The following is a 22,556-nucleotide window of genomic DNA, read 5'->3' on the forward strand; positions in this document are numbered from 1 at the left end:
CCTAAAAGGAATAGTGATGGAAAACCGCCGACATTACACGCGCATTTTATTTTCAACTCCCGCGCATTTAACCAATAATACCCATAGTTACCCCTGCCAGTTGCTCGATATATCATTAAATGGCGCTCTGGTTAGTCGCAATAATGACTTTAACTTTACAAAAAACAGTAGTGCTATTCTTGCCTTTAAACTCCCGCAAAGTGAAGTAATCATCGCGATGACTGTCACTATTTGCCATATCGAACAACAACATATAGGTTTAAAATGTACCCATATTGATATAGATAGTATTACCCATTTAAAGCGTTTAATTGAGTTAAACCTCGCTGACGATACACTACTGCACCGTGAACTTGAGAGTTTGATCCACAGTGCGTAAAGCAAGTAACTGGATTGAAATTGCCCTGTAGGTTACCCTAGAGAAAATTCGCAACGCAATCTGACTATGGCTCTTAATCAACACTTACCGCTGGTTTATCACCCTAACTATTCGTTTAACTTTGACCCTAACCATCGTTTTGTAATGAGTAAATTTGCCCATTTATACCAACAAGTAAAAGCACTTGGTTTGGCGAATAGCAACCTAATCACACCTCAACTTGGCAGCCCTGAGGCGCTTGAATTGGTACATTGTGATAATTACATTCAAGATTTATGGCATAACCGCTTAGATGATAAAGCGATGCGTCGTATTGGGCTACCTTGGTCAGAACAATTAATGGCACGAACTTTTACCGCACCTCAAGGCACGTTGCAAACTGCGCGCTTAGCTCTTGAGCACGGCATTGCATGCCATTTAGCCGGCGGTACACACCACGCTCACAGCGATTTTGGCTCTGGCTATTGTATGGTCAACGACCTAGCCTTTACCGCACAAACGCTTATTCAGTCAGGCGAATTGACTAATGTATTAATTTTTGACTTAGACGTACATCAAGGCGATGGTACTGCGGCGATGTTACAACACCAACCTTATGCATATACCTGCTCAATTCATTGTGAAAAAAATTTTCCATTTCGCAAATCAGCCAGCGATCTCGACATTGGTTTAGCTAATAATATGCAAGATGATGAATATTTAGGGGTTGTTGATGATACCTTGCGCTTTTTACTCAGAGAACTTAACCCTGATTTAGTGCTGTATGATGCCGGAGTTGATATTTGGCAACAAGATGGCTTAGGTAAGCTTGATGTTAGCTGGCAAGGCATTGAAAAACGTGATCACTTAGTGTTTAAGCGCTGTATTGAGCACAATACGCCAGTGGCAAGCGTGATTGGCGGAGGTTATGACAGAGATCACTTGCGCCTTGCAAAACGCCACGCAATTGTTATAGAGCAAGCTGCGCTGTTTTAAAAGCAGAGTATAAAACTGCTAAAACAGTATTTTTGACTACACTTTAAATTCATACCTTTATTGAGATCGTTATGCGACTGTTGTTTATTTTGTTACTTGCATTTATGTCGAGCATTGCCAACGCCGAAGAAGAAGCTGTAAAAGAAGAGCTTCCGCCGATTAACCCAGCTTACAATGCGGAGCATGCTATGGTGCTCGTTAATCAAGGCTCGCGTATTTTTGCAGTTAGCCTACCGACTTATAAATTACCTCACGATGTGCAAGTTGTTTATCAAATTGAAAACCCAGATGTCGCTTTTTTAAGCCTGGTACGTGATGCAGAGCTTATTACTATCAAACCACAACCGTTTAATATTCAACGGCTAATGCGTGGCGAAGAACTAACAATTACGGCAGATGTGTATGCCGGACACTACCAGCGCGATGGCAGTTTGGTTTATCAACATAGACCTATTGTAATGAGTAAATTACTTTATGCGCGGGAATTAACTGATTTGAACGAATCATCGCAGTGGCAAGAATACGACATGATCACCCTCAAAAATAATGAGCGAATTTATATCCATAAAATAACCCAAGCACCGAGTTTTAATCACCTTATTTATGCAGATTTAACCAATGCCTGTTTACAAAAATTTCGCACATCAAAACGCGTCCCAAATGCTAGCGAATTAACCTATAAATTTGCCAACTGTGGTACCTTAAAGCCGCTCTATTTTGATGTTGAAGGTTTGCAGTAAAAAATTATTTACTCGAAAATAGTTGCATAGTTATAAACTTTAACCCTTGCTGCATCTTCTCGCTCGATTGTCCTGCAAAACCAAGCCGAGCATAGCTATAGTTTATGGGTTTTAAGCTACGTACTGAGTTGGTAAAGTAAAACTCGGCTTGGGTTTGTAAATATATACCTTGCTTTGCTAACTGCGCTTTTAAGTGCTGAGTGTCTTTATTAAAGTTGACCCACATCGCCATACCGCCGTCGGGCTTTTTATATTCTATAGGATGCCCAAGTGCTTGTAGCTCTATTAAATAGGCATCCATCGCTTCATAGCGCTGTTTATACAGTTTGGTCATACGCTTTAAATGGCGTTCAAAGCCACCTTCTTTCATCCAGTGCGCCACAGCTAATTGCATGATCACATCGTTCTTATGGTTCATCAGCTGCTTCCACGCAGTTAATTGCGCTAATACTTCAGGCGCTGCGCAGATATAACCGATACGTGCGGCTGAAAACATAATCTTTGAAAACGTCGATAGATAAATAACAATGCCCGCGGGGTCATCGGCGGCCATGGGTTGTAATGGCTGACAGCGATAATGAAATTCATGGTCGTAGTCATCTTCGATGATCATCACGTTATGGGCATAACACAGTTGATAAATTTGCAAGCGCCGCGTTGGCGATAAGGTCACGGTAGTTGGGTATTGGTGCAGCGGCGTTAAGTACAGCATTTTAATTGGATAACATTCTAGCTGGGCTTTTAAATCATCAACACATAAGCCTTCATCGTCTTGTTTTATATCAACCAATTGCGCGCCACAAGCTGCAAATGCTTGCCTTGCTGGCGGATAACCTAACGTTTCTACTGCGACAAAATCATCTTTTTTTATAAACGCTTTTGCGATTAAAAACAGTGCTTCTTGCGAGCCATTGCAGATCAATACGTCGCTTACGTTTAAATTACGCGCTTTGTATAAGTAATCACAAATATGAGCTTTTAATTGCTCGTTACCACTGACCTGCCCATAATGCAGTTGATTGATATCTAAGTGATTACACACATGGCTGACGGAGCGTTTAAATTCTTTTTGTGGGAAACTGGCAAGATCAGGCAAGCCACCAGCAAAGTTATATCTATATGCAGTTAAATCCATTCCAGCAGCAGGCACAGCCAATGTTTTAGCAAATTGATAAGGTTTTGCTTTCAGTATTGGAGTACTTGAGGTACTAACACTACTTTGAATGGGCAATGACTTGGTGATCCGATAACCTGAGCGCTGCTGAGATTCAAGCCAGCCTTCCGCTACTAATAATTGCAATGCATTCATCACTGTATGGCGATTGAGCTGATAAGTGTTTGCCATGACACGCGCCGAGCTGAGTTTTACCCCTGGCGCAAGCTTGCCTTGCATTATGGCACTGCGTATCGCGCTGGCCAGTTGCAAATATTTGGCAGGCTCTGACTCATCAAATTCAATAACTAACGGCTGCATTACGACTCCAAAAACACTCTAAACTGGTCTAGTTAAAAAGCTAAAACTGGTTGTTTATTACTGACCAAAGTAGCGTACCTTTGTTATTCATAAATAGCAAAATATGGGGCTTATCATGTTTACAAAACACATTCATCAAACCAATAAGCTGGCTTTAGAGCCACTGACACAAAACCACCTTGAGGGGCTATATCAAGCAGGCCAAGATCCACAAATATGGCGTTGGGTTTTAATGAATTACACCCAAACCCGTGCAATTCTCGATGATTGGTTTATCAATACAGCGCAGTTTAATGCCGAACAACAAATAGTCTACGCCATAGTTGATAAAGTAAGTAAGCAGGTGCTTGGTACTACACGTTTATTTAGGTTAGATAAACAAAATTACAGCGCCGAGATTGGCCACACATTTATTGCTAAAAAGTGGCAACGTAGTTTTGTAAATACCCACGCTAAATACTTGCTACTGCAATATGCGTTCGAAGAATTAGGCCTAGTGCGTATTATTTTTAATACCCATGAACAAAACCAAAAATCGCGTAATGCTATAACACGCCTTGGCGCCCGCTTTGAAGGCATTAGTTATAAAGACAGGTTACTTGCCGATGGCTCATACCGAAACACCGCTCAGTTCAGTATTATAGACGAGCAATGGCCGACAATAAAATCTCAGTTAGAAGGAAAACTATAATGTACCCAGCGGCCCATTTTCAACAACATGATAGTAAGCAATTACAACAGTTAGTAAATAACTATCCACTGGCGACCATTTTAATGCCTAATACACAAAACCAACTCAATGATATATGCCGCGTGCCATTATTATATGACCCAGCTCGCGAAGTTTTTATCGGCCATGTGGCCAAATATAACCCCCTGTCATCATTTGATGGTCAATCAGTGAAGCTATTATTTAGTGGCGATGATTGCTATTTATCGCCCGCTTACGCACACAATAAAACCCTACCTAGTTGGCTTTATTCGAGTGTTTATGTGACAGCTAAAGTACGTATTGTTAAAGACCAACAGCACAAAGAACAGATCATGCAACGATTAACCGATCACTTTGAGCAACACTTTACCCAACCTGATACAACTAAATGGCAACTTGATGAAGTACCAGTAAAGCATCGCCATGTAATGTATCAACAATTAAGTTTTATTGAATTTATTACCATTCATTGGCAGGGCAATTTTAAACTTAGTCAAAACAAGCCAGCTGAAATACGTGCAGCCATAAAGCAAAGTTTAATGTTAGCGGGGAAACTCAGTATTGCTGAGTTAATCAATTAGCGGTGCTATAAAAATGAAAAAAGGCTCCTCGGAGATCTTAGAGCCTTTGGTTAACTTTGAAATAAACTCGGTTTAGTAATTAGTTAAAAGCAAACAGATGCGGGGCAATATTTTGGTAATCAACTGCCATGGCGATACTCAGTGCAGTGATATTCACAATTGAAAACGCAAATACTTGGCGTGCCCAACCACTAATATCAATATTACGACGATAACCTCGCAGCGCCATTAATAACCACCAAAAACTAGTAGTGCAAGCTACAGCTAAAAAAGCCATACCGGTATAACCGCCAATGGTTAATAACATTACCACTAACGCATATACCGCGATATACAACACAATATGATGTTTAGCTTTATCAATACCTTGCGCTACCGGTAATACCGGAATACGCGCAGCTTGATAGTCTTTATAGCGAAAAATAGCAATCGCATAAGAGTGCGGCATTTGCCACAAACTAAACATTACTAATAAGATCAACGCGCCAACATCAAACTGTGCTGAAACAGCGCAGTACCCTACCACTGGTGGTACTGCTCCTGATAAACTACCGATAAACGTGCCATACACTGAGCGACGCTTCATATATAAGCTGTAAACACCCACGTATATGACATAACCAAACACAGCAAAAAATACCGCAATCCAGTTAGTAAAAACCATTAGTAAAGCAAAGCCTAGTAAGCCAAGTACTGTGCCATGCAGCAAAGCCGTGGTTGCAGACATTTCACCGGTAACGGTTACCCGTGTTCGCGTGCGCGCCATGCGAATATCAATATCACGGTCGATCACATTATTGATCACGCAACCTGAGGCTACCACCAGCGATAAGCCAACTAATGTAGCAAGCATTAGCCAGCCATCAATATCACCACGCGAGGCGAGTAAAAACCCACCCGCAACCGAGATCAAATTACCCATGATAATACCGGGCTTAGTGACCTTTAAATAACGACGAAACATCTGCAGTTCCCCTATTCTTTGCTTTACGAAAACGTACTAGCTGGGGCTAGTACATCATCATGGCGTTCGATTCGTAGATGATCCATACAGACAGGCCAACCACCATAACGATGATCAGCGCACTGAAGATGAACGATAACGAACTGGCTTTACCGTCTTCGGTGGTAAAGTTCAGGTGCAAGAAGTATTTTAAATGCACCCAAATTTGCACAATGGCCATTACGACAACACAGGCAAATGTGGTTGGTTTTGACAATGTACCGCTCATCACCGCCCAAAATGGAATGGCCGTTAGAATGATTGATAAAACAAAACCTATTAAATAGTCTTTAACACTGCCATGTGAAGCATCACTATGGCTTTGTGTATGTAGCTCATTAAATACATGTGATTCACTGTGGCTCATTACATCACTCCCATTAAGTAAACAACGGTAAATACGCAGATCCATACCACATCTAAAAAGTGCCAAAACAAACTTAAGCAACTTAAACGTGTAACGGTTGCTGGGTTTAAACCACGACGTGACACTTCGAACATCATCGTCGCCATCCAAATCAGACCAGCGGTTACGTGCATACCGTGTAAGCCTACTAAAGAGAAGAACGAGGTTAAAAATGCGCTGCGCTGCGGGCCATTACCATGGGCAATTAAATGATGAAATTCATAAATTTCCATACCAATAAACACAGCACCAAAAGCAAAAGTAATTGCCAGCCACGTTAATGTAGCGGCCTTCTTTTGCGCATGAGCTGAGATCATCGCAAAACCAAAAGTGATACTACTTAGTAGCAATGCAGCAGTTTCAACCGCTACAAAGTCCAGTTCAAAAATATCTTTGCCAGATACGCCTCCTGCTGTATTCATATAAAGCACAGCGTAGGTTGCAAAAAATGAGGCAAACAATAAGCAGTCGGTCATTAAGTAAAGCCAAAAACCAAATACCGTATCGCCACCAGTATCATGATGCTCGTGAGCATGGGCATCATGATTGATGATATTTATATCTGCAGAGGTAGCACTCATGCGCTGAACTCCTTACCTTGGTTAAATGTTGTTGCACTTTTATTATGTGCACTTTCAATTTCAAGAATTTCTTCTGGTTGCACGTAGTAATCAACATCACTGGTGTAACAGCGCTTAAAGAATACCGTGATGCCAGCAATAACACCGACAATTGCCAACCACCAAATATGCCAAATCATGGCAAAACAGAATGTGGTAAAACACGCACTCATCATCACCCCTGCCGAAGTATTTTTTGGCATATGAATAGGCGCATAGCTTGCTTTTTGTTGATACGCTTGGCCTTTTTCTTTCATATCAGTCCAAGTATCAATGTCATGCACATGTGGGATAGTAGCAAAGTTGTAATACTGTGGTGGTGACGATGTTGACCACTCAAGCGTGTGACCATTCCACGGATCGCCGGTTGTATCTTTTAATGCTTCGCGATTTTTAAAGCTCACAATAAGCTGTACAACTTGGAACAAAATACCAAACATAATGATCACCGCACCGACAAAGGCAATGTACAACCAGATATTCCAATCTGGGTTATTGGTGTGGTTTAAGCGACGTGTCATACCTAAGAAACCAAGTACGTATAGCGGCATAAATGCAACAAAGAAACCAATTAACCAACACCAGAAAGACGCCTTGCCCCAACCTTCGTGAAGTTTAAAGCCCATTGCTTTAGGGAACCAAAATGCGAAACCAGCCAAGTATCCAAATACCGCACCACCGATGATGGTGTTATGAAAATGTGCAATCAGGAATAGGCTGTTGTGTAATACATAATCAGCACCTGGGATTGCTAGTAGTACCCCTGTCATCCCGCCGATGGTAAAGGTCACCATAAAGCCAAGTGTCCAAAGTACAGGAACTGTGATGCGTAAACGACCACGATAAATAGTAAATAACCAGTTAAACAGTTTCACTCCGGTGGGCACCGCAATGACCATGGTCATTACGCCAAAGAATGCATTAACATTAGCACTGGACCCCATAGTGAAGAAATGGTGTAACCAAACAATAAAACCTAAGATAGAAATTGCACCGCTGGCATAAACCATAGATTTATAACCAAATAAACGTTTACCGGTAAAGGTCGAGATAACTTCAGAGAAAATACCAAACGCAGGTAAAATCAAGATATACACTTCAGGATGACCCCAAGCCCAGAACAGGTTGATGTACATCATGGCGTTACCGCCAGCTTCATTAGTAAAGAAGTGGAAATCTAAATAACGGTCTAGCGTTAACATAGTCAACACCGCAGTTAAGATTGGGAATGACGCAGCAATTAAGATATTTGCCCATGTACATGTCCAGGTAAAAATTGGCATTTGCATTAAACGCATACCAGGGGCACGCATTTTAAACACTGTTACTAAAAAGTTTACTGCCGTTAATAGTGTACCAATACCTGATATTTGCAGTGCCCAAATATAATAATCGACCCCGACTCCAGGGCTAAAAGACATCTCCGATAGCGGCGGATAAGCGACCCAACCGGTTTTTGCAAATTCACCACAGAACAATGAAATATTAATTAATATTGCACCACCGGCAGTAAGCCAAAAACTTAGATTATTTAAAAACGGAAATGCTACATCGCGCGCACCAATTTGCAGTGGCAATACAATGTTCATTAGACCAATCATAAATGGCATCGCCATAAAGATGATCATGATCACCCCATGCGCGGTGAAGATTTGGTCATAATGCTCTGGCGGCAAATAACCCGTTGCGCCTCCTGTAGCAAGCGCCAATTGTGCCCGCATCATAATGGCATCTGAGAAACCACGAAACAGCATGATCAAGGCAAGGATAATGTACATCACACCTAAGCGTTTATGATCGATTGAGGTGATCCAGTCGTGCCATAGCACCCCCCATTTTTTATATTTTGTGACTAAAGCTGCAATCAATGCCCCTGCAATCACTACTACCGCCATTGTCACCATCAAAATAGGTTCATGAAACGGAATGGCATCTAACGATAATTTTCCAAATAACGACATAATTATTCCTCGCCCTCGCTGTGCATTGTGTGATTTTCATGACCGCTGTGCTCAGGCATTGCACTGTGCATTTTGTTCATATCACCATGTGCTTGCATATATTTCATAATGATGGTGTGGAACAAGCCATCATCAACATCAGCAAAATAAGTCACCGGGTTGTTTTCACTCGGTAATGCCAGTGCATCATAATTCGCTTTAGTGAGCGTATTAGCTTGGCTTTTCACCTTGTTTACCCACGTATCAAAGTCAGCTTGCGTTGGCGTAGCTATGGCATTAAATTTCATACCAGTAAAACCTGCGCCGCTGTAGTTAGCAGAAAAGCCTTTAAACGTACCCGGTTCATTAGCAATCAAATGCAACTTAGTTTCCATGCCCGCCATCGAGTAGATTTGGCTACCTAGTTGTGGGATGAAAAATGAGTTCATGGTACTTTCTGAGGTGATTTTATATTCCACCGGTACATTGGCTGGAAATACCAATTCATTAACCGTAGCAATACCTTGCTCAGGATAAATAAACAGCCATTTCCAATTCAGTGATACCACTTCAACTGTTAAGTGTTTGCCTTTACCTTCAAGCGGTTTATAAGGGTCAAGCTGTTGCGTTGATTGCCAAGTAATGACACCCAGTACAATCACTATCACAATAGGAATGGCCCAGACTGCGGCTTCAATTTTTCCTGAGTGTGCCCATTTTGGCGCATAAATTTGCTGCTCTTGGCCATCACGATATTTCCACGCAAAGTACAAGGTCATCACAATCACAGGAATAACCACAATTAACATCAGCACAGTGGCAATGATGATCAGATTTTTTTCATCTATCCCAACTTGCCCTTTTGGATCAAGCACACCGCCTTTACAGCCAGTCAGTGCGAGCACAGTTGTGCCCAGAGCAATATTACAGAGGTTTCGAATTAACAAAGGACTATCCTACAACCTAAAATTTGATATGTGCTGCCCCTACAACTCTAAATAAAAGCGTAAAAACAACGGTTTGAATATTCCTCAGGTAACTTTTTAGCGCCATAAAAAATACTAAGCATCAAAAAAGCAATAAAGGAATTTGAGGGTGTTGGTTGAATCGCAGGTACACTGCGGCTAAGCGTTATTACAGCGGACAGAATCAGCAGAATAGTTAAAAGCCAAACTATCTATAACGAGTAGCGTTCAACCATTAACAAGAGGTGGAGCACGACAACCATGAGCGCTGTGTACTACTAAAGATGTTTTTGTTTGACGAAAAGCAAAGGCTGCTTTGCGTAAAATAACCCCAGCACGACGCGCTGGGAAAAAGTGAAAAATCAACCAACATAAACCAATGAGTAACTGGCACGACACAACTGGATATGCCAAAAAGCCCAATACATTAATTAAAGATGACTCATATACAGCCCCTTCAGTTAATAAGCTTTTTAGCTCTGTCGCATCTTCAATACTACCATTTACCAGCATGGCTGAATTAATTAATAAAATAACTAATACAGAAAATAGCTCTCGTCCGGCAAAAAGTGCACGCGCACGCAACTGCCATCTACTAAGCGTAGAGTGCGTTTTTGCTGGCGGACAATTTTGCGAATTCAAACGTATATGGCCTTATTGGTTATATATTACGAAGTAAAGCGACTGGCTTTACGCTATTTTCCACTTCGTTGTTATGATCTTCATCAATAAAGTTTCAGTAATTACTGAAATTTCGGGAGGATTATAACAAAGTCAACACAAGCTACAAGTATAAAACAACATAGCGGGCTAACTTTTTATTAATATGTTGAATTACAGCTATAAAAAAAGCGCCATACTGGCGCTTTAAAAATAACTTAAATGATAATTGGCGGCTTTTAGAAAATAAAAAGCAACTCAAGCTAAGTTATCCCCTAACTTGAGTCGTCTTTTTGACAACATCTTCACACACAATTATAAAGATTCGTTTAATAGCGTATTCGCTATTGAATTTGGTATTGGCTGCTTCGCCATCTAACTGCATGTCGGTTAAAATAAAAAGCAACTCAAGCCAAGTTATCCCCTAACTTGAGTCGTCTTTTTGACAACATCTTCACACACAATTATAAAGATTCGGTTCTAATATTTTTCAATACGTATTGTAGATTCACTGATGAACAATAAGTTCATTTAATCGCGTGGCAGTAAATAAAAGCAGTTCAAGCTCAGGTTAACTAAACTTGAACTGTCTTTTTGACAACATCTTCACACACAATTATAAAGATTCAGTTTTAGCGTTGTTCAATAAACACTGTAATTCAGTGACAAACTTTCAGTTCGTCTAATCATGTGGCAGTAAAATAAAAACAGTTCAAGCCCAGTTTGTACTAAACTTGAACCGCCTTTGACAACATCTTCACACACAATTATAAAGATTCTTTGTAAGCGGCTTGTTCATTTCGCTTCCTTGAAACTAAATTTAGTGTAATAGCTCAAAGCTTACAACTGATAAAAATAAATCTGATAGATGAAAAAAATTAACCCATAGACTTTAGTCTAAATTTTAGCCCTAAAATCAACTTAAATGTTCACAAAAAACTTTATCAAAAGATATTATTTTATAATAAACAATCAATTGAAAATAAAGCCCGTAAAGCATCACAGTTATGAGAAATGATTTCACTTAAAGTGAAGATAATTTTGGACCGATCCACATTAATATTATATTCTTAAAAAATTGCAAAATAAGAATAACAGGATATTAATATGATTCGCAAAACCATACTAGTTAGCTTACTTAGTTACTCATTTAGCTTAACTGCCGCACCAATCGCAATGCACCAAATTAAAGGATTAAACAAAGCAGCGATTACACACGCTGATCTTGCTCCTTTACTAGATACGTTAGCTGCTCACCCCAGCATAGAGCGAAAAAATTTAGGTCAATCATTCTTAGGTAAATCAATTGATGCATTTTATATTGGCTCGGGGCCAATCAAAGTTATGATGTGGAGCCAAATGCATGGTGATGAAAATACGGCAAGTGCCGCATTAACGGATTTTTTAAGCTATGCAATCGAAACAAAAAATGATGCATGGCGAGAAAATTGGCAAAAAAAACTATCACTGATGATCATTCCTATGGTCAATCCCGATGGCGCACAGCTGCAAACCCGTTTTAATGCGCAAGGAATAGATTTAAACCGCGATGCTAAAGTGTGGAGCTAAAGCACACTTTTTACTACGCAACGATAAACACATCGAATACGCCGTATTAGGTAGTCAACTTATAAAACTTTAAATTTAAGTACGTTAGGTAAGCCCTGTTCTCAGGGCTTGTTATTTTTTGCGATCTTTTTGGCTGTATTTTTACGTAGGTAATAACGATACCAACCTAGCCAAGCCAACACTAAGCTTGCCAACGAGGCGATGATCCACAGAACTTTAAGGCTTAGCCCACCTACACTGCCATTATGCAAGGGATGTAGCCAGTTTTTGATTTGGTTACTTGTTCCTTGCTGCCTAAGATCGAAGACCTTCACTACCTCACCTGAGCGCGGATTAATATCAATATAACTGTTTGGAAAACGTGTCGATTTATCATCACTTACCTGCATGCGCAGTCGATAATAGCCTTGGTTTACGCTGGGAGTTTCTATCCATGCAAGTCGCGCTTTAGGCAGTTGTGTTTGTGCTATTTTCACAGCCTGAGTAACACTAATTTGCGGGTTTGAAAAAGTTAACTGTGGTGCTGGTCTTGCAGCACTTTCGACTTTACCCAGTGCCCAGCCAAGCAAGCCATTGGTCTCTTTGGGCAAGGCTAGCATCGCACCGGTACTAGTAAGAATAAACAAGGGTAACAACATCACTAAACCGATTGTTTTATGCCAATCGTACATGCGTCCTAATAAAGCAGCGCGGCGCTTAAAACGCAATTGCCTCAACCAAAAACCTGACTTAGGCCACCACGCAACTAAACCTGCGAGTAATAAGAGCGCGCTGCCAATTCCAAAGTAACCGACAATAATTGTCCCTGTACTGCCAAGTAGTAAAGTAAAGTGCAAGTTATACAGCCAAGTTACTAGGTAATCGCCCCAAAATGACTTTCTGAGCAAGGTGCTGCCATCAGCTGACAACCACACCATCATAGGTGCAAAATCCTGCCCTTGAGTCTCTTGAGGGTTATAATAGCGCGCCGGAATGAATTGTTGTTCAGGGGTCACTTCAAACCGCCACGGTCCCAGCTTATCTGGATACTGCATGCGTAATGTTTTTAATGCAGTGTTGTAATCACACGGTTGCTGCGCTGCATTTACTAATTCCGGATGCAACCAGGTATCTATTTGCGGATAATAAACAAGTGCAGCTCCTGACAAGCAAAGGATCACAAAAAACATGCCAAGGCTTAACCCCAACCATAGATGGAGTCGCCTTGCCAACTTGCGCCACGCGAGTAACTGCTTACTCATTAATACTTAAACTTAATTGCAACAGATATAGCACGACCTTGTGCTGGGCTATGCAGAGTTTGCGAGCCATCCCACCATACATATTCATAATACTCATCAGTTAAGTTATCAACTTGCGCGCTTAACATCAGTGCCGAATTAACGTCATAACTTGCTTTAAGCCCAAGTTGAGTAAAGTCACCATATCGTCCTTGGCTATTACTTAGTGCTAATTCGTAATCAGAAAGCGCACGCAGTTTCGCAGCCAAGTTTAATTGCGTTGTTAATTAAGTTGTTAATTGATAATCAATGCCTGCAGTGAATAAACGATTAGGAATACATCATATTATACAGTCCATACGAGCTTCACTGGGTGTGACATATTGTCGCAGTGGTCGATTACTTGACACATTTTAGCCGTAAGTGGGCATTAAAAAAGCGCCTGTTATTAAAGAGGCGCTTTTTAATGTATATTTGATAGCTATCAAGAGCTTATAATATTTGGTTTTCTTTCCAAACTTGCTCTTTTGCCATACGCTTTTTGCGTTTGTCGCATGGGTCATCACAATCACAAGCTTTATCAATGCCTACAGAGCCTAAACCACCACAGCTGCTGGCCATAGATTTCTTTTGCACTATCATGCCCACAGCCATCGCTGCGACAATTAAAAGCAGTAAACCAAACGTAAGAAGAAAAAGTGACATTGCTTAGCCCCTATTGATCAGCAATAAAATAATGCTTGATGATAATCACCAAGCTGTTGCTATTATAAACTGATTTAAACCGCGCTACAAATAGGGTTTAAATGCAGGGCTCGAATAAGTCACTAAGCCATCTTTTGATTTGCCGATCAGATAAACCGGTAAATCATTTTTTTCAGCATAGGCTTTGGCTTTATCCATCCCCATCACAGTCAGTGCTGTTGCAAGGCCGTCAGCTGTCATCGCTGATGGATGCAATACAGTAACCGATACTAGATCATGACGACTTGGCATACCGGTTGCTGGATCAATTAAATGGCTATAGGTAATACCATCCATCTCATAGTAAATGCGATAATCACCCGATGTCGCAATGCCGTTATTACCCGGCGCTAATACACGGTGCACTTTACGCACACCAGGCTCAGCATCCGGTTGCTCAATAGCGATACGCCAATCTTGATCATTCGGTTTTTTACCTGATACACGTAACTCACCACCAATCTCAACCATATAATCAGTTAAGTCATGGCTTTCTAATAATTCAGCTACTTTATCTATCCCATACCCCTTTGCAGTAGAAGAAAATGATAATTCTAAACCCGCGACTGTTTTCGCTAGGCCTTGCTCAGTCAGTATTAGTTTATCAACCCCAATTTGTGCAACCATGGCTGCGAGCTCTTCATCTGTTGGACGTTTTGTTGGTTTTTTATCAGGACCAAAACCCCATAAATCAATCAGTGGTCCCATGGTCACATCAAGAGTCTTAGTAGACTCTCCTAAGCGGATGGACTCGCTTACAACTGCTCTAAAATCACGGCTAATAGGCATAACTTGACCTGCGGGAAGACGATTAAAAGTGTTGATTTCAGAATCATCAATATAAGTCGACATTGATTGATTTATATCTTTTAGCAACAGAGTTACTTCTGGTAATAAATTTAATGAATCCAGCTTTTGTTGCTTGGCGAAGACCTTAATATGGTAAGTAGTACCCATAGTTTTACCTTCAAGGTATAACTCTTGGGGCTCATCATTTTGGCCACAGCCACTAATGAGTAAAGTGAGGGTAAGAAAAAAGATGGCAATCATGCCTTGTCGGTGAAAAACTCTATTCATAGCAGCCTACTTAAGTAATGGAAATAAAAAAGCCCCGTAACATATATTGCTACGAGGCTGATATTCTAACCAAAACTAAACTGTTTTGATACGGGTGTTAGCCACCGAAATCATCTAGTAAGATATTTTCGTCTTCAACACCTAAGTCTTTCAACATAGTGATAACAGCGGCGTTCATCATTGGAGGACCACACATGTAGAACTCACAATCTTCTGGCGCTTCGTGATCTTTAAGATAGTTCTCAAATAACACGTTATGGATAAAGCCAGTATAGCCTTCCCAGTTATCTTCTGGTTGTGGATCTGAAAGCGCGGTATGCCATACGAAGTTATCATTTTCAGCCGCTAGGCCGTCAAAATCTTCAACATAGAACATTTCACGCTTAGAACGTGCACCATACCAGAAACTCATCTTACGCTTAGAGTTCAAACGCTTAAGTTGGTCAAAGATGTGTGAACGCATAGGTGCCATACCAGCACCACCACCTACAAATACCATTTCAGCATCAGTATCTTTTGCAAAGAACTCACCAAATGGACCAGAGATAGTTACTTTATCACCTTCTTTAAGTGACCAAATGTACGATGACATTTTACCACAAGGTAAGCTTAAATCTCTTGGCGGCGGCGCAGCGATACGCACGTTAAGCATGATGATGCCTTCTTCTTCTGGGTAGTTAGCCATTGAGTAAGCACGAATTGTTTCTTCGTCTACTTTTGACTCCAGCTTGAAGAAACCAAAATGGTTCCAATCGCCACGATACTCTTCTGGTACATCGAAATCAGCATATTTAACGTGATGCGCAGGGGCTTCAATCTGAATATAACCACCGGCACGAAACGGTACTGACTCGCCATCAGGGATCTGTAGTTTAAGCTCTTTAATGAAAGTTGCTTTGTTATCGTTAGAAATAACTTCACAATCCCATTTTTTAACACCGAAAATTGACTCTTCAAGTTCAATTTCCATGTCATTTTTAACATTTACCTGACACGCTAAACGACAGCCTTCACGGGCTTCACCTTTAGAGATGTGATCAAGTTCAGTTGGTAAGATATCGCCGCCACCAGAATGAATGTGTACACGACACTGACCACAAGAGCCACCGCCACCACATGCAGATGATACGAAAATACCTGACTCAGATAACGCGCCTAAAAGCTTGGTACCTGCAGATGTTGTAATGGCTTTGTCTGGATCGCCATTTACGCCAATGATGATGTCACCGCTTGCAACTAACTGAGATTTAGCACCAATGATGACTAAAACTAGCAGTACAACGATAGCGATGAAAACACCAACGCCTAAGAAAATCTCATAACTCATGATTTATCCTCGCTACCTATTAAAGTGAAATGCCAGAGAATGACATAAAGCCAAGACCCATCAAGCCAACAGTGATAAAGGTAATACCTAAACCACGTAAGCCGTCTGGCACGTCTGAATATTTCATTTTCTCACGGATACCAGCAAGCAAAGTAATTGCTAGCGCCCAACCCACACCAGAACCGATACCATAAACCACTGATTCAGTGAAGTTATAGTTACGTTCAACCATGAAAGATACCGCACCAAAGATTGCACAGTTAACTGTGATCAATGGTAGGAAGATACCTAACGCGTTATAAAGTGCTGGGAAGAACTTATCTAATGCCATTTCAAGAATTTGTACAAGTGCCGCAATAACACCGATAAACGTCAAGAAACGTAAAAAGCTAAGATCCGCGTCAGGATAACCAAGCCACTCAAGTGCACCAGGTGCAAGAACCGCATGATAAACCAAGTTGTTAACTGGTACTGAGATACCCAATACCACGATAACTGCCACACCTAGACCGATAGACGTTGTAACTTTCTTTGATACTGCAAGGAAAGTACACATACCTAGGAAGAAGGCCAAAGCTAAGTTTTCAATGAAAACTGCTTTTACGAATAAACTAATATAATGTTCCACAGTCTGCCCCTTACCCTTTCGCTTCTACTTGGTCTTTCTTATAAGTACGAAGTACCCAAATGAATAAACCAATGATGAAGAATGCACTAGGCGGTAAAATCAATAGACCCATAGGTTGATACCAACCACCATCTTGTACAAGAGGGATGATTTCAACACCAAATAATGACCCTTTACCAAATAGTTCACGAATAAAGCCAACAGTCAGTAACACTACTGAGTAACCTAAGCCATTACCGATACCATCAAGGAACGACATTACTGGCGGCGACTTCATTGCGTATGCTTCTGCACGACCCATTACGATACAGTTAGTAATGATTAGACCAACGAATACAGACAACTCTTTCGCCGTAGCATAAGAGAAGGCTTGTAATACTTGGTCAACAACGATTACCAATGATGCAATAATGGTCATTTGCACGATAATACGTACAGATGACGGGATCTGGTTACGAATAATTGAGATAAAGAAGCTTGAGAACGCTGTTACCAAGGTCAATGCGATTGACATGATTAAAGCATTTTTTAAGCTCGACGTTACCGCAAGCGCAGAACAAATACCAAGTACTTGTAATGCGATTGGGTTGTTTGCCAGTACCGGACCAAATAGGACCGACTTCATTTCTTTAGTATCAGCCATTATTTCAACGCTCCTTCACGTACTCTCGCAAGGAAAGGACCAAAGCCGTTTTCGCCAGTCCAAAAGTCAACTGTGTGATCAACACCATTTGAAGTTAAAGTTGCACCAGATAAACCATCAATTTGATGATCATTTTTAGCGCCGCTTTTTACTACATCAATAGGTAGCTCTTTGCCACCCCATTTAGCAGTCCATTGTGGATTTTGAATTTCCCCACCTAGACCTGGTGTTTCACCGTGCTTATAAAAGTTAATATCTTTAATTGTCTCGCCATCGCTTTCAAGCGCTAAGAAACCATACATAATACCCCAAAGGCCATAACCTTGGATTGGTAAAATGATAGCATCTGTAGAACCGTCTGCTTTTTTCGAGATATATGCAGGAGACTCATGAGTCATACGCTGAATACCAGCGATATCCTTAATGCCCTCTGCTTTTAATGCAAAGCTAATTTTTTGATCAAACTTGCTTTTTTCAAAATCGAAAGCGTCGATTTTAGCCTGAACTGCTTCGCCAGTTTGAGACTCACCTGTTTCCATATTAACTAGGCGAGTTTCGATCTTAGCTTTAAAAGTTTCTGATACAGAACCAGACACATCAATGCCCGCAGCTGCCAAGATATTTTTTTGAATATCTTGCGTTTTGTTAGCTTGCTGTAAAGGGCGAAGCTGAACTGAAGCAAACGATACGATGATTGCACACACTAAACATAGTGCTACAACAACGCTTAGCGTTTTGCCGATTGATTCGTTATTACTAGACATTACGTGCCAACCTCCGCTTGATATTAGCTTGCACTACGAAGTGATCGAACAATGGTGCAAATAAGTTAGCAAATAAGATTGCTAGCATCATACCCTCAGGGAATGCAGGGTTAATTACACGGATCATTACTACCATCACACCAATTAGTGCGCCATATGCGAACTTTGCTTTGTCAGTAAATGCTGCAGACACAGGGTCTGTCGCCATAAAGAACATACCAAAAGCAAAACCACCAAGTACAAAGTGCCAATGCCAAGGCATTGCAAATACTGGGTTAGTATCTGAGCCAATTGCATTTAATAAGAATGCAGTTGCCACCATACCCAAGAATACACCTAGCACGATGCGCCATGAAGCAATACGTACGTAAATGAGGAATAAGCCACCAACTAGCAATGCAAGTGTAGATGTCTCACCTACTGAACCTTGAATGAAACCATAAAACGCATCCCACCAAAGAGCCATGTTGCTGTAATCAAGTGAACCAACAAACGCTTGACCTAGCATAGTTGCACCAGAGAATGAATCTACTGCGGTCCATACTGTGTCACCTGAAATTTGTGCAGGGTATGCGAAGAATAAAAACGCACGACCCGCTAATGCAGGGTTTAAGAAATTACGACCAGTACCACCAAAGATTTCTTTAGCGATTACTACACCGAATGTAATACCTAGTGCAACTTGCCATAAAGGAATGGTTGCAGGTAGGATAAGCGCGAATAACACAGACGTTACGAAGAAACCTTCGTTAATTTCATGCTTACGCACTGAAGCAAATATAACTTCCCAGAAACCACCTACAGCAAATGTAACTGCGTAAATAGGTAGGAAGAAACATGCGCCATAAAACATTTTAGCGCCCCAGCCGGATTCAGCAGTTAATTCACCACCAAATATCTGGAACAGGCCAACTTGCCAAGAATTTGCTAGTTCAAAACCTTGTGCTAATGCACCAGCGGCCTGATGACCGATATTGAACATACCAAAAAACATTGCAGGGAACGTCGCCATCCACACTAAAATCATCATGCGTTTTAGGTCGATGTTATCACGAACGTGTGTCGCGCCTTTATTTACGTGACCAGGGGTATAAAAAATAGTTGCAGCTGCTTCATACAGCGCATAAAACTTTTCATGTTTACCACCGGCTTCAAAATGCGGCTCGATATCTTCTAGAAATTTCTTTAAACCCATCTCTCTAGCCTTCCTTCTCGATCGTAGTCAAGCAATCGCGTAGGATTGAACCATACTCGTATTTGCCTGGACAAACGAAGGTACATAACGCTAAATCTTCTTCATCAAGTTCAAGCGCCCCTAATGAAATTGCACTATCCAAATCACGGGCAATTAAGTCACGTAATAAAGGCGTAGGCAAAATATCTAAAGGCATAACACGCTCATAGCTACCAAGTGGTACCATGGCACGTTTTGAACCACCTGTTGACGTTGTCATTTTAAATAAACGACTCGGTGTTAGGTGTGATAAGAAAGTACGTGTTACAGAGAATTTATCTGTGCCTGGAGCAATCCAACCAAACAACTCTTTTTCGCGACCTTCAAGTAATACCGATACTTGAATGTGGTAACGACCTAAGAATGCTTGAGGACCTTGTGAAGTAGCGCCCGCTAAAACAGAGCCAGAGATAACACGGTTATCGCCGTCTTCTAATTCGCCTGCAACTAAATCATCTAAAGCAGCACCCAGTTGAGTTTTCACTAAACGCGGGTTTTTAACACGCGGACCAGCAAGAGAAATCACACGGTCTGTGCTAATTTCACCAGTTAGGAATAAGTGACCAAAGGCAATAACGTCTTGGTAACCGATATGCCAAACTTGCTTGCTTACCGATACTGGATCTAAGTGATGGATATGTGTGCCAACAAGGCCAGCCGGATGTACGCCACCAAACTCATGTACTTCTACTTGAGGAATTGATGAGCTAGGTACTTGGCTACCTGCTTGTTTACAAACAAATACCTTACCATCGGTCAGACGTGATACCACAGCTAAACCTGCTTCAAATGCTTGTACATTTTCAGCAATAATCACTGCAGGATCTGCAGCAAGAGGGTTAGTGTCGATAGCCGTCACAAAGATCGAACTAGGATTTGCATCCACAGCTGCTACTTTGCTGAATGGGCGAGCACGTAATGCTGTCCATTGACCTGACTGGATTAGTACTTCTTTGGCTTTTTCACGATCGAGACTCGAAAGTTGCTCAGTCGAGAAAGCGTCAAAGGTGATTTGCTCACTGCCGTTTATTTCAATAACGACAGATTGCAGCACACGTTTTGCACCACGATTAATTTCTTTTACTGTACCAGCAGCTGGAGCAGTAAATAATACACCTGGATTCTTTTTGTCTTCAAAAAGTACCTGGCCTTTTTTAACTTGGTCATCCACACGAACATGCATGGTTGGACGCATACCAATAAACTCTTCACCTAGCACAGCTACACGTTTGACGGTAGAACCATCATGAATAACTTGCTGAGGCGCGCCCTCTATGGGTAAGTCCAGACCTTTTTTTATGTTGATCATACGCACTTGCACTACATTAACGGAAAGAAACTGAAAAATCGTACCGACCACGTCGCTTTTCTTGATAACCCTAAGCCAAATTCAAGATAACGAAGAACCGCCTGTTTAAATTACAAAACAAGCAACGCAGTAAAATTCCTCACATATATTGCCCGAATTTTAACATCAATCAGGGTCACTATGCGAGTGTAATTATGAAATTTATACGACAGGAGCAGTTATTTAACCTATTAGCCGCATTTGAATAAAATTCAATATAGACCAAAGTGCTATTGCTTGCGAGGTGGGATGGAAATTAATCCGCTAAATAACGATAAAGTAAAATTTATCAATAAAAAAAGTCGCCATAGCGACTTTTCAAATAAACATGGCTGAATTAATCAATCATGTTAGCTATAGCGGCAACTGGATCGACATCTTGTTCATAATCAACAGCATCAATACCAAACCCAAATAAACGTAAAAACTCATTGTGGTAACCCACGTAATCAGTTAATTCGTCTATTGTTTCTGTGGTTACGCTGTCCCACACAGTTTGAATACGCGCTTGTACATCATCTTCCAGCTCTTTGTAGTTTTGGAATAAATGACCGCCGTCATCAAAGCGTGGTGAGTCTCCATAAAGGTTCTCAGTAAATAACGCGTGAATTTGCTCGATCGTGCCTTCATAGGTCCCATCCGCTTTCATTACTTTAAATAGCGCTGAAATATAAAGCGGCATAATAGGAATTGCAGAACTTGCTTGGGTGACCACTGCATTTAATGATGATACATAAGCTTCACCGTTTAATGCTTTAGTTGATTCTTTGATTGCTACGGTTGCGCGATCTAAATCTTCTTTCGCTTTACCAATAGTCGCGTGACCGTAAATTGGCCATGTTAGTTCTTTACCGATATAAGTATAAGCACTGGTTTTAAAGTTATCAGCTAGTACATCAGCCTCTTTTAATGCATCAATCCACATTTCCCAGTCTTCGCCGCCCATCACTTTAATAGTGTTATCAATATCATCTTGGTTTGCAGCTTCTACGGTAATAGCATCAATTTCACGTTTTGAGGTGTTTAAGTTTTTAGTCGTAACTGAGTTACCAATTGGCTTAAGCGTTGATGAGTAAACTTCGCCGGTATTTGGATCAGTTCGACGCGGCGATGCAAGGCTATATATAACTAGGTCTACTTTGCCTAGATCCGCTTTAATTGTATCAATCGCTTTTTGTTTGATTTCGTTAGAGAACGCATCGCCATTAATATTTTTTGACCATAAACCTTCAGCGTCTGCGGCCGCTTGAAATGCAGCAGTATTATACCAACCTGCAGAACCGGTTTTACGCTCAGTACCTTCTTTTTCGAAGAAAACACCTAAAGTTTTAGCACCGCCACCAAATGCAGCAGTAATACGAGATGCAAGGCCATAGCCAGTTGAAGCACCGATAACTAATACATTTTTAGGGGCATTTTTTAATGCGCCTTGTTGTTTTACATAGTTAATTTGTTCTTGTACGTGCTCTGCACAACCTACTGGGTGGGCGTTAGTACAAATGAAACCGCGAATTTTAGGCTTAATGACCATTGATCATCCTATATTT

The 22,556-nt window shown here is 41.0% G+C and carries 24 protein-coding genes; 6 read left to right on the forward strand and 18 right to left on the reverse strand.

Annotation, left to right across the window (positions count from 1 at the left end; translation table 11 throughout):
* Window positions 1-16: 16 nt before the first annotated feature.
* The 3 genes from H5200_RS14880 (at window position 17) to H5200_RS14890 (ending at window position 2,094) form a co-directional block, all read left to right on the forward strand.
* Window positions 17-379 carry a PilZ domain-containing protein gene (locus H5200_RS14880; protein ID WP_182734665.1) on the forward strand — a complete coding sequence of 121 codons (363 nt, stop codon included), beginning with the start codon at window positions 17-19 and terminating at the stop codon, window positions 377-379.
* A 66-nt stretch (window positions 380-445) separates the two neighbouring features.
* On the forward strand, window positions 446-1,354 hold the full coding sequence (locus H5200_RS14885; protein ID WP_182761745.1) for a histone deacetylase: 909 nt from the start codon (window positions 446-448) through the stop codon (window positions 1,352-1,354).
* 71 nt (window positions 1,355-1,425) lie between these two features.
* Window positions 1,426-2,094: a hypothetical protein gene (locus tag H5200_RS14890; RefSeq protein WP_182740367.1), complete on the forward strand. Its 669-nt coding sequence runs from the start codon at window positions 1,426-1,428 to the stop codon at window positions 2,092-2,094.
* A 4-nt stretch (window positions 2,095-2,098) separates the two neighbouring features.
* Here H5200_RS14890 and H5200_RS14895 read toward each other — a convergent pair whose 3' ends face one another.
* Window positions 2,099-3,568 (reverse strand): PLP-dependent aminotransferase family protein, encoded by a 1,470-nt coding sequence (locus tag H5200_RS14895; RefSeq protein ID WP_182761746.1) that lies wholly within the window; start codon window positions 3,566-3,568, stop codon window positions 2,099-2,101.
* A 115-nt stretch (window positions 3,569-3,683) separates the two neighbouring features.
* On the opposite strand from H5200_RS14895, the gene H5200_RS14900 reads away from it, so the two are divergent.
* Window positions 3,684-4,259, forward strand: a complete 576-nt coding sequence (locus H5200_RS14900; protein WP_182761747.1) for a GNAT family N-acetyltransferase — start codon at window positions 3,684-3,686, stop codon at window positions 4,257-4,259.
* The gene (locus H5200_RS14905; RefSeq protein WP_182761748.1) at window positions 4,259-4,861 is read left to right on the forward strand and encodes an FMN-binding negative transcriptional regulator; all 603 of its coding nucleotides are present in this window, start codon (window positions 4,259-4,261) and stop codon (window positions 4,859-4,861) included. The genes H5200_RS14900 and H5200_RS14905 overlap by 1 nt, the downstream gene beginning before the upstream one ends.
* 79 nt (window positions 4,862-4,940) lie before the next feature.
* Here H5200_RS14905 and cyoE read toward each other — a convergent pair whose 3' ends face one another.
* The 6 genes from cyoE to H5200_RS14935 all read right to left on the reverse strand — a co-directional run bounded on the left by cyoE (window position 4,941) and on the right by H5200_RS14935 (window position 10,437).
* Complete coding sequence (gene cyoE, locus H5200_RS14910) at window positions 4,941-5,825, reverse strand: heme o synthase (RefSeq protein WP_145241352.1); 885 nt, start codon at window positions 5,823-5,825, stop codon at window positions 4,941-4,943.
* 46 nt (window positions 5,826-5,871) lie between these two features.
* Entirely contained in the window at window positions 5,872-6,231 is a 360-nt protein-coding gene (gene cyoD / locus H5200_RS14915; protein ID WP_145241350.1) for a cytochrome o ubiquinol oxidase subunit IV, read from the reverse strand.
* The gene (gene cyoC / locus H5200_RS14920) at window positions 6,231-6,851 is read right to left on the reverse strand and encodes a cytochrome o ubiquinol oxidase subunit III (protein WP_145241348.1); all 621 of its coding nucleotides are present in this window, start codon (window positions 6,849-6,851) and stop codon (window positions 6,231-6,233) included. Before cyoC ends, cyoD begins: the two co-directional genes overlap by 1 nt.
* Complete coding sequence (gene cyoB, locus H5200_RS14925; protein ID WP_182761749.1) at window positions 6,848-8,851, reverse strand: cytochrome o ubiquinol oxidase subunit I; 2,004 nt, start codon at window positions 8,849-8,851, stop codon at window positions 6,848-6,850. Before cyoB ends, cyoC begins: the two co-directional genes overlap by 4 nt.
* 2 nt (window positions 8,852-8,853) lie before the next feature.
* Window positions 8,854-9,777, reverse strand: coding sequence for a ubiquinol oxidase subunit II (cyoA, locus tag H5200_RS14930; protein WP_145241343.1), 924 nt, complete (start codon window positions 9,775-9,777; stop codon window positions 8,854-8,856).
* A gap of 246 nt (window positions 9,778-10,023) precedes the next feature.
* Entirely contained in the window at window positions 10,024-10,437 is a 414-nt protein-coding gene (locus H5200_RS14935; RefSeq protein WP_145241341.1) for a hypothetical protein, read from the reverse strand.
* A gap of 1,125 nt (window positions 10,438-11,562) precedes the next feature.
* Between H5200_RS14935 and H5200_RS14940 the strand changes: the two genes are divergently transcribed.
* On the forward strand, window positions 11,563-12,024 hold the full coding sequence (locus H5200_RS14940) for a M14 family zinc carboxypeptidase (protein ID WP_182761750.1): 462 nt from the start codon (window positions 11,563-11,565) through the stop codon (window positions 12,022-12,024).
* 101 nt (window positions 12,025-12,125) lie between these two features.
* On the opposite strand, the gene H5200_RS14945 is transcribed toward H5200_RS14940, so the two are convergent.
* From H5200_RS14945 to fabV, 11 genes are all read right to left on the reverse strand, one after another.
* Window positions 12,126-13,265: a PepSY domain-containing protein gene (locus H5200_RS14945; protein WP_182761751.1), complete on the reverse strand. Its 1,140-nt coding sequence runs from the start codon at window positions 13,263-13,265 to the stop codon at window positions 12,126-12,128.
* On the reverse strand, window positions 13,265-13,513 hold the full coding sequence (locus tag H5200_RS14950; protein WP_182761752.1) for a TonB-dependent receptor: 249 nt from the start codon (window positions 13,511-13,513) through the stop codon (window positions 13,265-13,267). Before H5200_RS14950 ends, H5200_RS14945 begins: the two co-directional genes overlap by 1 nt.
* Before the next feature lie 223 nt (window positions 13,514-13,736).
* Window positions 13,737-13,949, reverse strand: a complete 213-nt coding sequence (gene nqrM / locus H5200_RS14955; protein WP_149982042.1) for a (Na+)-NQR maturation NqrM — start codon at window positions 13,947-13,949, stop codon at window positions 13,737-13,739.
* A gap of 84 nt (window positions 13,950-14,033) precedes the next feature.
* The gene (locus tag H5200_RS14960) at window positions 14,034-15,065 is read right to left on the reverse strand and encodes an FAD:protein FMN transferase (protein ID WP_149982043.1); all 1,032 of its coding nucleotides are present in this window, start codon (window positions 15,063-15,065) and stop codon (window positions 14,034-14,036) included.
* A 97-nt stretch (window positions 15,066-15,162) separates the two neighbouring features.
* Window positions 15,163-16,392, reverse strand: a complete 1,230-nt coding sequence (gene nqrF / locus H5200_RS14965) for an NADH:ubiquinone reductase (Na(+)-transporting) subunit F (RefSeq protein ID WP_145241329.1) — start codon at window positions 16,390-16,392, stop codon at window positions 15,163-15,165.
* A gap of 19 nt (window positions 16,393-16,411) precedes the next feature.
* Window positions 16,412-17,020: an NADH:ubiquinone reductase (Na(+)-transporting) subunit E gene (nqrE, locus tag H5200_RS14970; protein ID WP_145241327.1), complete on the reverse strand. Its 609-nt coding sequence runs from the start codon at window positions 17,018-17,020 to the stop codon at window positions 16,412-16,414.
* Between the two features lie 10 nt (window positions 17,021-17,030).
* The gene (locus tag H5200_RS14975; protein WP_145241325.1) at window positions 17,031-17,663 is read right to left on the reverse strand and encodes an NADH:ubiquinone reductase (Na(+)-transporting) subunit D; all 633 of its coding nucleotides are present in this window, start codon (window positions 17,661-17,663) and stop codon (window positions 17,031-17,033) included.
* Window positions 17,663-18,427 (reverse strand): Na(+)-translocating NADH-quinone reductase subunit C, encoded by a 765-nt coding sequence (locus tag H5200_RS14980; protein ID WP_145241323.1) that lies wholly within the window; start codon window positions 18,425-18,427, stop codon window positions 17,663-17,665. The genes H5200_RS14975 and H5200_RS14980 overlap by 1 nt, the downstream gene beginning before the upstream one ends.
* Window positions 18,420-19,622, reverse strand: coding sequence for an NADH:ubiquinone reductase (Na(+)-transporting) subunit B (locus H5200_RS14985; RefSeq protein ID WP_182740361.1), 1,203 nt, complete (start codon window positions 19,620-19,622; stop codon window positions 18,420-18,422). Before H5200_RS14985 ends, H5200_RS14980 begins: the two co-directional genes overlap by 8 nt.
* A 4-nt stretch (window positions 19,623-19,626) precedes the next feature.
* A complete protein-coding gene (locus H5200_RS14990) occupies window positions 19,627-20,970 on the reverse strand; it encodes a Na(+)-translocating NADH-quinone reductase subunit A (RefSeq protein ID WP_145241319.1) in 1,344 nt (447 codons plus the stop codon).
* 376 nt (window positions 20,971-21,346) lie between these two features.
* Window positions 21,347-22,540 carry an enoyl-ACP reductase FabV gene (fabV, locus tag H5200_RS14995; RefSeq protein ID WP_182740360.1) on the reverse strand — a complete coding sequence of 398 codons (1,194 nt, stop codon included), beginning with the start codon at window positions 22,538-22,540 and terminating at the stop codon, window positions 21,347-21,349.
* Window positions 22,541-22,556: the final 16 nt, after the last annotated feature.

The organism is Pseudoalteromonas sp. SG43-7, assembly GCF_014164295.1.
Taxonomy (GTDB): domain Bacteria; phylum Pseudomonadota; class Gammaproteobacteria; order Enterobacterales; family Alteromonadaceae; genus Pseudoalteromonas; species Pseudoalteromonas rhizosphaerae.

What these genes read in the sequence shown, in the direction of transcription:
- H5200_RS14880 (WP_182734665.1), top strand. Translation starts at nt 17, where the DNA reads ATGGAAAACCGCCGACATTACACGCGCATTTTATTTTCAACTCCCGCG.
- H5200_RS14885 (WP_182761745.1), top strand. Translation starts at nt 446, where the DNA reads ATGGCTCTTAATCAACACTTACCGCTGGTTTATCACCCTAACTATTCG.
- H5200_RS14890 (WP_182740367.1), top strand. Translation starts at nt 1,426, where the DNA reads ATGCGACTGTTGTTTATTTTGTTACTTGCATTTATGTCGAGCATTGCC.
- H5200_RS14895 (WP_182761746.1), bottom strand. Translation starts at nt 3,568, where the DNA reads ATGCAGCCGTTAGTTATTGAATTTGATGAGTCAGAGCCTGCCAAATAT.
- H5200_RS14900 (WP_182761747.1), top strand. Translation starts at nt 3,684, where the DNA reads ATGTTTACAAAACACATTCATCAAACCAATAAGCTGGCTTTAGAGCCA.
- H5200_RS14905 (WP_182761748.1), top strand. Translation starts at nt 4,259, where the DNA reads ATGTACCCAGCGGCCCATTTTCAACAACATGATAGTAAGCAATTACAA.
- cyoE (WP_145241352.1), bottom strand. Translation starts at nt 5,825, where the DNA reads ATGTTTCGTCGTTATTTAAAGGTCACTAAGCCCGGTATTATCATGGGT.
- cyoD (WP_145241350.1), bottom strand. Translation starts at nt 6,231, where the DNA reads ATGAGCCACAGTGAATCACATGTATTTAATGAGCTACATACACAAAGC.
- cyoC (WP_145241348.1), bottom strand. Translation starts at nt 6,851, where the DNA reads ATGAGTGCTACCTCTGCAGATATAAATATCATCAATCATGATGCCCAT.
- cyoB (WP_182761749.1), bottom strand. Translation starts at nt 8,851, where the DNA reads ATGTCGTTATTTGGAAAATTATCGTTAGATGCCATTCCGTTTCATGAA.
- H5200_RS14940 (WP_182761750.1), top strand. Translation starts at nt 11,563, where the DNA reads ATGATTCGCAAAACCATACTAGTTAGCTTACTTAGTTACTCATTTAGC.
- H5200_RS14945 (WP_182761751.1), bottom strand. Translation starts at nt 13,265, where the DNA reads ATGAGTAAGCAGTTACTCGCGTGGCGCAAGTTGGCAAGGCGACTCCAT.
- nqrM (WP_149982042.1), bottom strand. Translation starts at nt 13,949, where the DNA reads ATGTCACTTTTTCTTCTTACGTTTGGTTTACTGCTTTTAATTGTCGCA.
- H5200_RS14960 (WP_149982043.1), bottom strand. Translation starts at nt 15,065, where the DNA reads ATGAATAGAGTTTTTCACCGACAAGGCATGATTGCCATCTTTTTTCTT.
- nqrF (WP_145241329.1), bottom strand. Translation starts at nt 16,392, where the DNA reads ATGAGTTATGAGATTTTCTTAGGCGTTGGTGTTTTCATCGCTATCGTT.
- H5200_RS14975 (WP_145241325.1), bottom strand. Translation starts at nt 17,663, where the DNA reads ATGGCTGATACTAAAGAAATGAAGTCGGTCCTATTTGGTCCGGTACTG.
- H5200_RS14980 (WP_145241323.1), bottom strand. Translation starts at nt 18,427, where the DNA reads ATGTCTAGTAATAACGAATCAATCGGCAAAACGCTAAGCGTTGTTGTA.
- H5200_RS14985 (WP_182740361.1), bottom strand. Translation starts at nt 19,622, where the DNA reads ATGGGTTTAAAGAAATTTCTAGAAGATATCGAGCCGCATTTTGAAGCC.
- H5200_RS14990 (WP_145241319.1), bottom strand. Translation starts at nt 20,970, where the DNA reads ATGATCAACATAAAAAAAGGTCTGGACTTACCCATAGAGGGCGCGCCT.
- fabV (WP_182740360.1), bottom strand. Translation starts at nt 22,540, where the DNA reads ATGGTCATTAAGCCTAAAATTCGCGGTTTCATTTGTACTAACGCCCAC.